At 32.0% G+C, this 14,195-nt stretch carries 10 protein-coding genes and 3 pseudogenes; 6 read left to right on the forward strand and 7 right to left on the reverse strand.

The genetic code is table 11. The annotated features are described in order from the left end of the window. Window positions 1–391 precede the first annotated feature (391 nt). Window positions 392–1,822, reverse strand: a complete 1,431-nt coding sequence (locus ACUN28_RS29070; protein ID WP_016089694.1) for an IS4 family transposase — start codon at window positions 1,820–1,822, stop codon at window positions 392–394. A 304-nt stretch (window positions 1,823–2,126) separates the two neighbouring features. Between ACUN28_RS29070 and ACUN28_RS29075 the strand changes: the two genes are divergently transcribed. After that, a complete protein-coding gene (locus ACUN28_RS29075) occupies window positions 2,127–2,636 on the forward strand; it encodes an RNA polymerase sigma factor (RefSeq protein ID WP_016089695.1) in 510 nt (169 codons plus the stop codon). Then, window positions 2,617–3,633 (forward strand): anti sigma factor C-terminal domain-containing protein, encoded by a 1,017-nt coding sequence (locus ACUN28_RS29080; RefSeq protein WP_445423469.1) that lies wholly within the window; start codon window positions 2,617–2,619, stop codon window positions 3,631–3,633. The genes ACUN28_RS29075 and ACUN28_RS29080 overlap by 20 nt, the downstream gene beginning before the upstream one ends. Before the next feature lie 439 nt (window positions 3,634–4,072). Here the strand turns inward: ACUN28_RS29080 and ACUN28_RS29085 are convergent, their stop codons facing one another. Beyond that, window positions 4,073–5,503 carry an IS4 family transposase gene (locus ACUN28_RS29085; RefSeq protein WP_016136321.1) on the reverse strand — a complete coding sequence of 477 codons (1,431 nt, stop codon included), beginning with the start codon at window positions 5,501–5,503 and terminating at the stop codon, window positions 4,073–4,075. 233 nt (window positions 5,504–5,736) lie between these two features. Between ACUN28_RS29085 and ACUN28_RS29090 the strand changes: the two genes are divergently transcribed. Next, window positions 5,737–6,657, forward strand: coding sequence for a Nif3-like dinuclear metal center hexameric protein (locus ACUN28_RS29090; RefSeq protein ID WP_016090092.1), 921 nt, complete (start codon window positions 5,737–5,739; stop codon window positions 6,655–6,657). Between the two features lie 402 nt (window positions 6,658–7,059). Here the strand turns inward: ACUN28_RS29090 and ACUN28_RS29095 are convergent. Together ACUN28_RS29095 and ACUN28_RS29100 are read right to left on the reverse strand one after the other, a co-directional pair. Further along, window positions 7,060–7,206 (reverse strand): annotated as a pseudogene (locus ACUN28_RS29095) (DUF5065 family protein); the annotation flags it as partial. A 160-nt stretch (window positions 7,207–7,366) separates the two neighbouring features. Continuing rightward, window positions 7,367–8,329, reverse strand: coding sequence for a nucleoside hydrolase (locus ACUN28_RS29100; protein WP_098506198.1), 963 nt, complete (start codon window positions 8,327–8,329; stop codon window positions 7,367–7,369). Between ACUN28_RS29100 and ACUN28_RS29105 the strand changes: the two genes are divergently transcribed. Continuing rightward, window positions 8,243–8,845 (forward strand): DUF1963 domain-containing protein, encoded by a 603-nt coding sequence (locus tag ACUN28_RS29105; protein WP_016090089.1) that lies wholly within the window; start codon window positions 8,243–8,245, stop codon window positions 8,843–8,845. The genes ACUN28_RS29100 and ACUN28_RS29105 overlap by 87 nt on opposite strands. Before the next feature lie 301 nt (window positions 8,846–9,146). On the opposite strand, the pseudogene ACUN28_RS29110 reads toward ACUN28_RS29105, so the two are convergent. Together ACUN28_RS29110 and ACUN28_RS29115 are read right to left on the reverse strand one after the other, a co-directional pair. Next, window positions 9,147–9,332: pseudogene (locus tag ACUN28_RS29110) on the reverse strand (DUF2935 domain-containing protein); the annotation flags it as partial. After that, window positions 9,328–9,543 (reverse strand): annotated as a pseudogene (locus ACUN28_RS29115) (hypothetical protein); the annotation flags it as partial. The pseudogenes ACUN28_RS29110 and ACUN28_RS29115, both read right to left, overlap by 5 nt. 1,853 nt (window positions 9,544–11,396) lie before the next feature. On the opposite strand from ACUN28_RS29115, the gene ACUN28_RS29120 reads away from it, so the two are divergent. Next, complete coding sequence (locus ACUN28_RS29120; protein ID WP_098506196.1) at window positions 11,397–12,107, forward strand: DUF421 domain-containing protein; 711 nt, start codon at window positions 11,397–11,399, stop codon at window positions 12,105–12,107. 189 nt (window positions 12,108–12,296) lie between these two features. Here ACUN28_RS29120 and ACUN28_RS29125 read toward each other — a convergent pair whose 3' ends face one another. Then, window positions 12,297–12,716: a DUF1259 domain-containing protein gene (locus ACUN28_RS29125; RefSeq protein ID WP_016090086.1), complete on the reverse strand. Its 420-nt coding sequence runs from the start codon at window positions 12,714–12,716 to the stop codon at window positions 12,297–12,299. Between the two features lie 412 nt (window positions 12,717–13,128). Between ACUN28_RS29125 and ACUN28_RS29130 the strand changes: the two genes are divergently transcribed. Further along, window positions 13,129–14,154: an alpha/beta hydrolase gene (locus tag ACUN28_RS29130; RefSeq protein WP_016090085.1), complete on the forward strand. Its 1,026-nt coding sequence runs from the start codon at window positions 13,129–13,131 to the stop codon at window positions 14,152–14,154. Window positions 14,155–14,195 lie beyond the last annotated feature (41 nt).

Raw genomic sequence — 14,195 nt, forward strand, 5'->3', positions numbered from 1 at the left:
AGTTAAGATTATAAAAAGAAGTTCCTTTTTTCTGAAAAAATTAATATTAATGCAAAATTAATGATTAATATTCAAAAATGATTTTATAGTTCATTAATTTATTACTTGCTATCTTTATTAATCATTTATTGCAACAGCTTTCATGTCCAAAATTAAATGTTTCAACAAAGGATAATATAAGTATCATTATAATGATTTTCCAATATAATCAATGTGTTAATGAAAGGAACTCTGTGTTATTTTTGCTTTTGGGGTACCACCCCATGCCCATCAAGCTAAAATTATATAAGTTTAATTTCATGTAAGATTTTTTCTTTTTTCTAAAAATCCAGTGTAAGTTCTTTAAAGATTTGCATACCAAAAAAGACCTATCGGGTTTCATTTTTTTGGATTACGCTACATGATTGTGAGGCATAGAAAAATTGTATACGACACCTAAAATATCAAATACTGTTTTCTTCTCATACCTATGAGATTTTCGTCCGTTTTTCTGTAAGAGATTGAACAGACGTAGTAGTATCTTTGATATATCTTGGATGCCCTTTTGTAGAGCTTGATAAAGAAGTGGAAAATAATCTTTTATGATATAGATTGCTTTATATTCGCTTAATTCTCGTTTCTTCTTGATGAGGAGTAATTGACGCATTTGAAACATAATGGAGGAACAAAGAAGAATACTTATTAATTGTCCGTATAAGTGACATTCTAGTCGTTCTAATTTTACAGAATTACATTGATGAATACGAAAAAATGATTTCCATGTTTTAAATATAAGTTCAATTTGCCATCGTAAGGAGTAAAAATCGTATACTTGTTCCTTTGGTAGATATTCCAAAGGAATATTTGTAATATAAAAGTTAATTGCACTGAGCCGCTTACTGCGTTCTTTATAGGTAATTTGCTTCTTATGTTCTTTAGATGCTAAATCCTTTTGTCTACGTTCCATTTGCGTTTCAGTTAATTTATACAGAATTAGTCTTGCAGGAAGTTTTTGATACATTCCAATATAAATTTCAGGAATTTCATATGTTTCACCTGACTGTAATTGATCAATGAATTGCTCCATATCTAATTGAATGTACTCAGAGTGCTTTTTTATTGTTCCATTTTGAAAATATTCAGGCTCATTATTCTTTTGATATATACGTGTATTGAGCTTTAATCTTGAAATAAAATAAGCATTACACTCTTCTATCGTATGTAAGTCTTTTAAGTCGAAGTATCCTAAATCACGTATACATACATCGTTCGGTTGAAGAGACGTTAAACAAGTAGAACCATACGTTTTATCATTGTGCTTTCCTGATCCTACATGAACATGTAGAAACTGACCACTTAGTAAATCATACTCTAGTTGAATTTTTACGCCAGCACCTTGACCACTACCACCGGAACCTTGATATGTAGAAATGAATTTATCCGGAATCTGAAAATGTGTAGAATCCAATACACGAATACGCCGAAAATAGTTTGTATACAAAGTTGGAATCTTGCTAGAAGAACAAAATTGTTGGTGAAGTAAATGTGCTAATAGTTGTTGTAAAAACTGAACAGCCTGAGAATTAAAACGCTGATTGAGTCCTTCTGGACTCATAGAAATACCTGTGTTAGCCTCTAATCGACTACATAGTTGTGTCAATGAAGTATGAGCTATATTTTGACTTAACCAAATACATAGAGCCACTAAATCTTGTGCGCCATACTTACTTTTTCGTTTCACAAATCCTACATTTCTTGCTAATTGCTCCAAAGCATGTGGTGACATATATCGTTGCAACTCTTTAGAAAACAATTCGAGTTCATCAGAAATTAATAAATTCATAGCAAAAACATCATCCTTTCTATCTATTTTTACAAAAAGAATAACGTTTTTTTCATTTTATGGATACAATTTTTCTTTAGCTCGATGGTGATATAGTGCACCCCTTTCTTTATTTGATATCAATAATGATAAAAAGCTAGCATAGAGATAACTTTTTTACTTAGATTAAGTGGTGTTATATTAAATGTAATTATATAGAAAAAACGTATTGTACATTATACATAGATGTACTTTTTTATTTTTTTTACAAAGTTTGTATACATTTTACGTTTTCAAACGTTAATTATATAGAAGGGAGAGTTAGATGAATCATGATACATTTGAATCGTTATTAGTAGAAAAATCCCAAGTTATTTATAAGTATTTATTAAAGCTTGGTGTAGGGGTAAAAGATGCTGAAGATATTGTACAAGATACATTATACAAAGCAATGTTTTTAATGGATGATATTTCGTTAGAAAAACTGACTCCGTGGTTATTACGGGTAGCAATTAATCACTATCGGGACTTATATAGAAAATCAAAACGTTTTAATCCGGTACCTATTGAGTCAGTTATACTTATTGGTCAAAAATCGTTAGATGAAATTATTCTAACGAAAGAATTCCAAGTGGAAATACAAGAAGTGCTGGAAACAATGAATCCAGATTATAAGAATATTTTATTATTGAAATATGATTATGAATTATCTTATAAGGAAATTTCTTCTTTATTAGACATGAAAGAAGAAACCGTTAAAACAAATTTATACAGGGCACGTAATCAATTTAAAGCATTGTATAGGGGGAAGCAACATGAGTCGGAAAGATTTTGAACTAGATATGGATGATAAACAGATGAAGGGGTTACTAAAGAAAGCAAAGAGGAAGCATCTTCTGCGAAATTGGATTATCTCTATATGTGCATCGATTGTCGTGATTATTGGAATTTATATTTCATCTATTTATTTTTCTCAAAAGACCTTTATTAAAATGGAAATACAAAGGAATGTATTGCATACTGTAAAAGGCCCTAATATTTTATTTAATGGACATACCAAATTAAGTATGGGTTTAACTGGCGGTACAATTATATATAGTTCTTATAAAAATATTGCTGGACAACCAGTTAAATGGATTGATGAAATATATGAGTATTCATCAATTTGGGGATATAGTCAATTGAATTTTAATGGAAATACAATATTAGACGAAGAATCTGGTAATAAGAAGGATGAATTTGAGACATTACCAGATTATAATAGTCAAACGATGCAGAGAGAAATGCGATTTTATTTACCGTTTGTTACATATAGAAATTATGTAAATGACCTTAAAAATATTGGAGAGCTTCAAAATAAAGTTGGAGAAATAGCTATATCTTTTGATAAAGCATATACAGTTGAGCAAATTGAAAAAATGTTACCAAAAGATGTACAACCAGTTTGGTATTGGGTAGACACATACAATGAAAATAGCCCAGATACTTATGTAGGTTTAAAAGAGCCTAAAACTGGTGCTGTTTTGAACGCTGTGATGTCTACGCATGTATATGGATTTCAAGGAATTTATACAAAAAAAGAAGAATATTCAAAAGAGAATGTAAAAAGAAATTCAAAAGATTTTATGGATGCAATGAAAAAATTAAATGAGAATAATCAACTTAATAATGATGATGTTCAAAATCATTATAAAAATATAAAAGGTATTTCTCCAAAAGATTTACCTATATATGGTGTAGTAATCACAGGAGCAACAGAGTCTTTGCAACAGTTACAAGACGCTCCTTATATAAAGGCAGCGGTCAAAGGAGTAATTGTTGATAAGCAGTAATAATTAGTCATTCAATTCATGATAAGTATAGGGTCCGTAGTACTTATGAATAAAAATTCCCTTTAAAAAATTTAAAGGGAATTTTTATTTACATAATCAGTATTATCCGTAGTCAACCATGTTTGAAATTTTTGTTTTGGAGTTAATCTGATTTTTAAAATTAATGGGCACGGGTTAGTACCCATGCTCATCAAGTGAATATTTTGAAGTATCCCCTAAACGAAAATTTCACCTTTTCATGGTTGTCCATAGGAACTTAATTTATTTTTTTCGTTATGGGGAGAAATATATTTCTTAGCTTGATGGGTATGTGGTGCTACCCCATGCCCATCAAGCTAACCAATTAAATTACTAGATATGAAACGATCCTTGTTTCAAAACTAGCAATTGATAGAAAAGTAGGCATGCTAAAGAAGCCTATTAAAACGTGATTTTTTCGCTAGGCAGATTGTCTATGCTTCACCGTCGTTTTATACACAATCCCTAGAATATCAAAGACGGTCATTTTCTTATACCGATGACATTTACGACCGTTCTTTTTGAGCAGCAGATAAAGACGATGCAAAATTTTCAAAAGTTCTTCTGTGCCAATGGCTATCGCTTGAAACAGTAGCGGAAAGTAATCTTTAATCATATAAATCGCTTTGTATTCACTTAGCTCCTGCTTTGTTTTTTCAAGCAGAAACTGTCGCATTTGAAACATCGTAGAAGAACAGAGGAGAATGCCGATGAGTTGTCCATATAAATGGCACTCTAGGCGTTCTCTTTTAATATTTTTACATTCATCAATTTTAAAAAATGACTTCCACGTTTTAAACAAAATTTCAATCTGCCAACGATGTGAATACAGTGAGTGCACGTAGTTCGTTGGTACTCCTTCTAGAGACGTGTTCGTGATATATACATTCATACCCATTAAACGTTTACTTTTATCCTTCATGACAATGCCTTTTTTCTTTTCACGTATCGCTTGGTTTTTCAGGCGTGTTTGCGTTTGATCATCGGTTAAACGATGGATAATGACACGTGCTGGAAGCTTCTGATTTTGTCCAATGTATGCCTCAGGGATTTCTATCGTTTCACCTGGGATTAGACCCGACATCATTTTTGTCATATCAAGCTGTATGTATTCTGTTTGCTTTTTTAACGTGCCGTTGTTGAAGTATTCTGGCTCAGGGTTCTTGATATAAATGCGTGTATTCAGCTTCAACCGCGAGATATAGTAAGCCTCTTTATCATGAATAGTTTGTAAGTCTCCTAAATCGAAGTAACCAAGATCACGTAAACACAAATCGCCCGCCTCTACGGTTTCAAGGCAGATGGTACCGTATGTTTTATCATTACTCTTTCCTGGTCCAAGCTGCACGTTAAGAAATTGACCACTAAGTAAATCATATTCCAATTGGATTTTCACGCCTGCCGTATTACTACTCCCGCCTGAACCTTGATAGTTAGTGGCGAAATGATCAGGCAGTTGAAACACTGTCGCATCTAGAATACGAATACGATTGAAAATAGAGATCATTTGTGCAGAAAGCGAGTGATTTGAACAGAGTTTTTGTGTGAGAAGGGAAGTAAAGACTTCTCGAAGAAATGCGACGGCTGCTGGATTAAAGCGTTGATTCAGTCCTTCTGAGCTCATAAGTACCCCAGTGGAAACTTCTAACTGACTGCACAATTGTGTAAGTGATGTGCTAGCAATTTCTTGACTAAGCCATACGCAAAGGGCAATGAGTTCGTTTGCTTGATACTTACTAGATTGCTGTACAAAGCCAACTTGTTTGGCAATATCTTGTAGGGCCACTGGAGATAAAAAGTATTGTAGCTCTTGAGCGAAAAGATTCAATCTATTTGAAATGATAGGATTCATCAAAACGCCATCCTTTCTTATAAACTGTTTACAATAAGCATAGCGTTTTTTCATTTTGAAGGTATGATTTTAACTTTGCTTGATAGGAATGTGGAGGGACCACTTTAAACAACAGGAGTGATTTTTTCATGAGGAAAAATGAATTTTTATGTTAAAATATTTAAAAGAATATAATAATTGTTATTTTTCTAACCGTTTGTATTGAATTATAAAATTTTTGGGGGAATAATTTTATGGTTAAACTAAGTGAAATAGTGTCTAAACTGGACATTGAACTTGATATAAAATCATTTGGGAAGGATTCTGCTTTCAGTCAATTCATACCAATGGTCTATGAACCTTTAAAGTTTGACTGGAAATCAGTTTTTGAAAAAGACTTTGTGGAATTATTTAATGGTCTAATGTTAAAAGGGGATGCAAATGTAAAGAAAATTTTTCTTGCCGTTTTCCCTACAGATGAAGTGTTGGAACGTTTTATAGAAGAAAGTAATAGCGGAGACTTACTTTTTATGCACCATCCCTTATTGATGGAATGTGGAGATCCAAAAGGAGCATGGGGCAAAGGCTTTGTTCCTATAAAAGAAAAATACATTAAACAAATAAAAGAAAAGGAATTATCATTCTATACATGCCATGTACCGATGGATTATCATGCCAATTTAGGTACAAGTGTAGCTATTGCTAAACAATTAAATGCAGAAATTATTGATGGGTTTTTAACAAGTTCTATAAATAATGAAGACCTAGTTCTAATTTGTAACATTGAAGAAAAGAGTACAAGTGAACTAACTTCTCACTTAAAAGAAATATTCGAAATTCCATATGTTGATTTTGAAGGTAAGAACATAAATAACGTAAAGAAAATAGCTATCGTTGCAGGTTGTGGCGACAAAGTAAGTTGGATGGAGGAAGCTGAAAAAAGAGGAGTTCAAGCTTATATCACTGGCGAAATCCATTGCCATATTGATAACGAATATGGTAAACAAAGATACAAACAAATGATGGATTATGTTTCTAATACTTCGATGTCTTTAATCGGCGTTTCCCATTCTGCATCAGAATATCTTGTCCATAAAACATTGATGAAGGAATGGTTTGAGAATAACTTTGATATTGAAACAGTTTTAATTCCACAGGAAAAATGGTGGTTATAAAGTTATTAAGTGATATTTAAAAGAGCTTGGGAATTCAAGCTCTTTTTTGCGAATTTAGCTGAGAATTATATCGTGAAAACTAGGTGCTTTAGTCTGTGCTTCTTGCTGAAGTTTTAAGTTTAGCACCCCAAAAATGAAAAAAACAAGCGGAATTTTCATAAATAACTGTAAAAAAGTAAAATTCTCGTTATGAGGGTGTCTCAAAATCTTAGCTTAATGGGCATGGGGCGGTACCCCTACAACTAAAAACAAAAGAAAAGGTACCTCTGCTGCAAGGTACCTTTTCCAAGGGGTATAACTCAATACCTAAGCGGCCGTTGGTTAAGTATACCGCTTATGAGTTATATTTTTATTATACATGGATCATATCAAAAATATTATCATTAGTGAAATTAACATTCATTATTTTGTAATTCTTAAGCTGCCACCATAATAATAATTCTCCCCAAGTTCCATAACAGCTACATATGATCCTGGCTTATATACTGATGTAATAGGTGTTACAAATCTACCATAATTATGCGCAGTACCAGAATCATAAATTGTTTTAGGAGTCTCAACCACAACATCATCAACTCAAGAAAATAAGTTACCCCAAAACACGATTAAATTAAATTTCAGGTCTATAAAAACATAAAATTCCCATTTAGGGGGTACTTTAAAATCTTCGCTTGATAGCAAAACATATCCTTATATATAAGGGGTTTACCTAAAATAGTTCGCCAGTCATTACAGTCATAAACTCCTTAAAAAACTTTTCATAATTCATTTGTATTGCAATCCTATGTTTTGGACGATTACCGAATGTTTCTGGTTCAAAGGTAGACCTAAAATCTCCTATACTTTGTCCTCTTACAGTATCAAGTACATTAACTGTCACTGCTGATTGATGGTATGTAAAAATATCATCACGATTAATCGCAATTAAAGTAAGTGCATCATGAACCGGGCTACCTTGTATTCCAGGAACTTTTTTTTGATAAAATTGATAATAGTAATAGTCTAAAAGAGGCTTTAAAAATTTAGTTTTCCCTTTAGAGTGGATATAATTGACCATTTCCGGTGTCACAATAGCCGATTGTGTAACATTCAAAGGATAAATTGATAGATTCTTTGCGTATCTCATTACAATATTGGCTGATCCAGGATCGCCATAAAAGTTAGCTTCAGCAATGGGAGTAACATTTCCTGGATATAGAAAAGCTCCTCCCATAATATAATAAGAATGTACATATTCCATTACATCACCATAAAGGAGAAATAAAGTTGCAAGTGAAGTTAGCCGCCCGGTATTCACGATAATAAGTTCATTTTTATGCTGCTTAATAAGTGTGAGAACCTCAAAAAAATTCTCAAATGTCTGAATCTCTAGTCCTGGATAAATGGGACCTATCCCAAATTTACCGTGAACTTCTGGATAAAAAGTTTCAGCTTCTGAAGACATGGAATGCTCCGCCCCACCAAAAACTTTTACATATTCTTTACCTACATTTTTAAGTAAAAAGCGAACATTTCTAACAACTTCAGCTTTAGGTACGTTCCCATAGTCTGCAACAATTCCTATAACATCAATTTTATCTGTCAAATGCGCATATATGATAGCTATCGTATCGTCAATTCCGAAATCCCCAAAAAACAGTACTTTTTTCCAAAAACAATAGTTCTCCTTAATTTAACTCAAATACCTTTTGTTCCAGAAGCAGTAAAAGATATGAAAGCCATCGCAGTATTTCTATCTCCAAACTTTGCTAAAGATTTGTCCAACTTATCAGGAAATTTTTGTATTAGAGAATATGATTCTTTAGAGGAACTAGTACCGAATGAAATGTCACTTACGTTTCCTAATCTAAAATCTTTTCCCTTAATACCTAAATTAGTAACTGATGAGTTTCCACAATGGGATACAGAAGATTTTCCAAACAATATGCAAGATAGAATTTTAGAACTTGAAAATACAAATGAGATAGACTACTACGAGGATATTTTTGAAGAAAATCATTATATGCATAAATTAGGTGGCTATGCTTGTTTTGCCCAATCAAGCATCCAATGGCCCGCGAATTATGAATTTATTTTTCAAATAACTGACGACCCAAAAGCACATTTAAATATTATTCATGGCGGAGGAATTTATTTTGCTAAAAATAGCAAAACCAATGAGTGGATCGCACGTTGTGATTTTTTATAGAATTAGAATATAAAGTGACGTTTTCTCGTGTAAAATCTTCCTTAAGTAAGTTAACCTTTGATAATTAACATTCTTTATCACCTATGAAAGTATCCTTTTATTATTCGTTTACCTTCAAATTCCTGAAACTATTGCCTTCCATCAATTTTCCTGAAATGCTCAATTTATTAAAAGAAATTATACATTAAAAATCCCTTTGGTAATATTTAATAAAATAAAGTATGAGTCCATCATAAAAAAAGAAGCTAATAATTTATTATTAACTTCTCAGCTTAAGGGAAAATAGTATCTTTCCATATTTTTAATATTTAGGTTGTGATTTAATATTGGTAAGATGAGCATCAAACATATCAATAATTTCAAGAAATCTATCTGCTTCACGAAATACATGTTCTGCTAATAATGGATGAATGGTACTCTTTATTTTACATTGCTCAATTAGATTACGTGCCGTTTTCTTAAAATCCCTAAGAGATGTGACTGACACACTGATACGCTGTTTCTGGTAACATGCCTTCATCAGACATATGAAAGCGTGGAACGACGGATTCTCCTTCGCGGGCAAACAGAGGATTTACAGAAAATTCGTGAGGCAGCTCTTTTTGCATGTGATGCGCTAGAGACTGTGGATTATCTGGCATGATCTCTTTTCCTTTGTATGCATCGTTTTGAACCTCTGCTTTTCGATTCTGTGGCATATAAGCACCTCTTAATTAATTGTTTAATAAACATATTATTTATAAAAAATCATTTGTTAAACAAAGGGGACAATTCTATTGAACCACTCAACACAATACCTACTTTAGCTTGGTATTCGCAACTTCGGCAAACGAGGGGCGATAGAACGTTAAAGATTTTACGGTTGCAACGTTTTTCTGCAACCAACCTCATAACTTCAGTTTTTGAATAGCAATCTGTACAAGTAAATGATAGTAAACATGTTGGCCTATGCCAATTGACACTCATCTCCCGCCTACTCACTAGGCTTTGACCCTTCACGCTCCTTGAGGAAGGAGTCTTCTTGACTAAAATGATAAAAATGCACTATTTAATACAATGCGTACATCAATTTAGATCCAATAATTTCGAAAGCGTTCGCACATATAAATAGTCAAAGAAAAGGCACTCCTAGGAGTGCCTTTTCTTTGACTTGAACCACGTTCCTATATATATTCCCCATCCCATAAAAACACTTCCTATAAAACAGAATCTTAGACATCAATAGACTTTATTTGAAAAATAGTTTACATATGTATGGGTGTTAACAGTAACGCCACATCATGAATATGAGATGCGTTACGCCTTCTGGCCTAAGAACCTACTTTATAGAAAATACCTTTCTCATATATTTTACCACGTGTAACATTGAGTTTGTTAAGTATTTAATTAATATGCACAATTACATAGTAAATACCGTTTAAATAGGAGAATAAAAAAATGAAAAATAAGTTTTTTAAAACATATTCCAGATAATTCCTAATTTTTTATTAAGTATTTATTTTGTGCTCAATCATCGAAGGAAGTACTGCTTGCATTCCATTTAACAAACCTGAAACATTCACATCATACATTTATTTCCATTACCTTCACTAGAAGTTTGCGTTAATACGTGTTGCTAACACGGACTTGCAAACAAATAATGTATGTTTTCATACAGGCGCAGCAGGCAACTATGATAGGGGTAATTAACGTTCCCCTGCAGCAACCTCTACCAGTACTAAATCATAACGTATAAAAAAAGGATAGTGAAGATTATAAATCTGCATTTGATTTAATCTCAAGGTCATTACATAAAATAATATCCGAAGAAATGTCTCAATTAATATAGCTACAAATGGAAAATCTAAAAATATGCGTAATATCATTAAGCGTTAGAGTGATTAGAGATGAAAGAGAAGGATAAATATCGACCATAAATAAATGATTCGAAATGAAATAGATACTTTACATGTTTGTCACTCCTTTAGGTGGAGGAGTTATTATACAAACTCCAGGAGGACAATGACGTAAATTGAATGTTATAACTATAACGCAAACTATAAGAGGTGTTTTTTACCTGTTACTACTAGGCCGCAAGCAAATGTCAGTATACCTATTATAGAGTTAGCATAAATGTAAATTGGAGCTTAATAAAATAGTTATTGTATGATGAATAAATAAAAGAACCCGTTTGCTATAAATGGGTTCTTTCCACACGATGTGCAAGAAATTCAAGGAAATTGGACCTTAGAAATCTGTGGGTTCCTTGTGATAATAATGTACGGAATAGAATCAAAAAGGTGCATGAGAATAAAATAAAATCTGTATTTAAACAAAAAAAGCGCTAATCGAGAGCGTTCCTTATAGCTAATCATAAAACGAAGTGAAGAACTGATATTATGTAGAAAGTTAGTATTATTTTTTGAGAAACTTGACAACAAGATTGAGATTAATTCATCTACATGAATTATCTAATGTTATTGAACATAATAAATTCTTTTGCAATGATACATATTATTCTTATATAAGATGTTATTATTCGAACACCCAACCGTAAAAGGAGGAGCTATTTGTGTCTCAACATATAGAGATTATTTTGAGAACTTTGTTATCTTTCTCGATTTTATTTATCGGAGCAAAAATATTAGGAAAACAAATTATCGCTGAAATGAATACCTTTGATTTTATTGGTGCTATCTCTATTGGAAGTATTATTGCAAATTTGGCATTTAATTTGAATGTAAAAACTCATCATGCAGTTATTGCTTTTCTTATTTTAGTATTTATCATTTTATTGGTAAGTTACATATCCATGAAAAGTCGAATAGGCAGAAAAATATTTGCAGGAAATCCAACAGTCATTATTGAAAATGGAAAAATTTTAGAAAATAATATGCGGAAAATGCGCTATTCTCTAGATTATTTAAATCAACAATTAAGAGAGAATGGTATTTTTAACATTGAAGAAGTTCTTTATGTCGTAGTTGAAACAAATGGTAAAATATCTGTTTTGAAAAAACCTGAATACCGTACTGTTACAAAACAAGATTTAAATATAACAACAAAAAAAGAGTATAAACTTCCTATCGAGCTAATTATGGATGGGGAAATTATGACAGAAAACTTAAGGCAAAACAATCATACGGAGCTAGAATTACAGTGTGAACTAAAAAAACGTAACCTCCACTACACAGATGTTACGTATGCTGTACGTGCTGCAAATGGAAATATCTATATTGATACCTATAAAGATAATATTACCTCTCCAGTGGACCAAGAATAGGCTATTTCTACTAAAAATACAAGTGAATATATCGTTGTAATGCTTCCACAAATGATTATAGTTCATTTTAAATGACCTATAAGAAAACATCATTTTTTAATCAAACTTGTTTAGGGGGATTAATGTTACTTAAGTTAATGGACACGTGGTGCTTCCCAGAATAACAAATGAATACGACCAAAACATTGATTAATGTTCTTCGTTATTAGCGACAGGGTAGCTGTTTAAGGACAAAAAGGAATTCGCCAATTTTTTTGCAAAATGTAACGGGGGCTCTACCGATTGGATATGAACATACATAATTAAGGGATTCATGTATAACCAGTGATTATGTAAAGCACTGACAATAATTCCTTGTTGTACAATTGATTTCATAAATGCAGGGATCTCTTCCTGTAGAACCGCGATTTCACCTAGATTTAATGCATTACCATTTTGATCTAATGATTCAAAACTTACTCCGACGGGTACTACATAGGCACTTGTTTTTCCTTGAATAAACACCTTGAAATTGCGGTGAAAAGACACCGAACAACCACCTTGATTTATTTTACACTTGCCTTTAAGAATTGTAGCAAATTGATCTGAAATGAAATTAAAATTGGACATAAATTCAATTCCTTTCCCGTGCTAAATTTATTCATTTAGAGATTTAATTTAAAAATTATATTTCCTCTTTTTAAAGAAAGGAACTACTTATAAACAACCTTGCTCTAAAATAAACAGACCGCGATGTGCAATATGTACCCTGTATATTTTAGAAGAAATATAAATGATATTTCCCAACAATCATAACTTAATGAACACTTTCTATATATCATTAAAGAATTCATAAAGTAGGCGATTGTACATCATTAGTTTATGTAGGTTAGATAAATATGTGCCTTAATAAGTCCATGTGTTTCTAATGGTACTAATTCATTTGATAGATTAGCATTATTTTTATATTTTTTAGTGCACAAAATTAATACTTACTTTTTCACATTGTTAGGATACTAAAAAGAATGGAGATTCTAAACTTATGAAATTAAAATCATCAAAATCTAAAGGGGTATGGAAGAAAAGAATGTTTATATTACTTACGATTATTTTCGGACTAATTGTTGCGGGGATTAGTTATTGGAATCTCTCTCCTAATCCAAAAGCATTTCTTATAAAAAAGGCGTTTGAAGGTGGAATGTTTGTTCAATCCGATAATTATAAAAATGCTATAAACGAAACACAAATTGTTAGGGATATCAATTATAATTCTAAATTTCCTGATGGCACATTAGATATTATTTATCCAAGAATTCATAATGAAAAAACACCTGTTATCTTTTGGGTGCATGGGGGTGGGTTTGTTGGTGGAGATAAATCCGACATTACTGGTTATGCAGTAGAATTAGCGGCTAAGGGGTATACAGTAATCAATATAAATTATGCTCTGGCTCCTAAAAGGAAGTATCCTACACCAGTACTTCAACTTGGTGAAGCTTACGAATATATAAAAGAAAATACGAAAAAATATCATTTGAAATTAGATCGCGTATATTTTGCAGGAGATTCTGCTGGAGCACAAATATCTGGACAATTCGTTAATATTCAAACCTCTCCTAGGTATGCAAATTTAACTAAAATTGATCCTATTGTTGAACCTTCAACAATTAAAGGTATATTACTATTTTGTGGTCCGTATGATATGCCTGCATTAGCTAAAATGGAAACAACTAAAGAAGTGCAAGACTTTATGCGTACCACTGGCTGGGCTTATTTTTGGAAAAAGGATTTTGAAAGCTTACCTGAAATAGAAATTGCTTCAATCTTTAAACATATAACAAAAGATTATCCACCAACGTTTATTACAGATGGAAATAAAGCATCATTTGAAGAACAAGGCAAAGCAATGGCTTCGGCATTAGAAAGTAAGGGGGTACCTGTAGAAAAACTCTTTTTTGATAAAAATATTTCTGGAGATTTAGCGCATGAATTTCAATTTAAAATGAATACACCTGCAGGTCAAGAAGCTTTTAACAAAGCTCTTGAGTTTTTAAATACATACAAATAATATTTCTAACGTTGGTTAACAAATAAATAAGTTAAGCCTTT

This window comes from Bacillus sp. WC2507 (assembly GCF_052656125.1).

Coding starts and splice junctions, on each gene's coding strand:
- ACUN28_RS29070 (WP_016089694.1), bottom strand. CDS start 1,822: ATGAATTTATTAATTTCTGATGAACTCGAATTGTTTTCTAAAGAGTTG.
- ACUN28_RS29075 (WP_016089695.1), top strand. CDS start 2,127: ATGAATCATGATACATTTGAATCGTTATTAGTAGAAAAATCCCAAGTT.
- ACUN28_RS29080 (WP_445423469.1), top strand. CDS start 2,617: ATGAGTCGGAAAGATTTTGAACTAGATATGGATGATAAACAGATGAAG.
- ACUN28_RS29085 (WP_016136321.1), bottom strand. CDS start 5,503: ATGAATCCTATCATTTCAAATAGATTGAATCTTTTCGCTCAAGAGCTA.
- ACUN28_RS29090 (WP_016090092.1), top strand. CDS start 5,737: ATGGTTAAACTAAGTGAAATAGTGTCTAAACTGGACATTGAACTTGAT.
- ACUN28_RS29105 (WP_016090089.1), top strand. CDS start 8,243: ATGCGCATATATGATAGCTATCGTATCGTCAATTCCGAAATCCCCAAA.
- ACUN28_RS29125 (WP_016090086.1), bottom strand. CDS start 12,716: ATGTCCAATTTTAATTTCATTTCAGATCAATTTGCTACAATTCTTAAA.
- ACUN28_RS29130 (WP_016090085.1), top strand. CDS start 13,129: ATGAAATTAAAATCATCAAAATCTAAAGGGGTATGGAAGAAAAGAATG.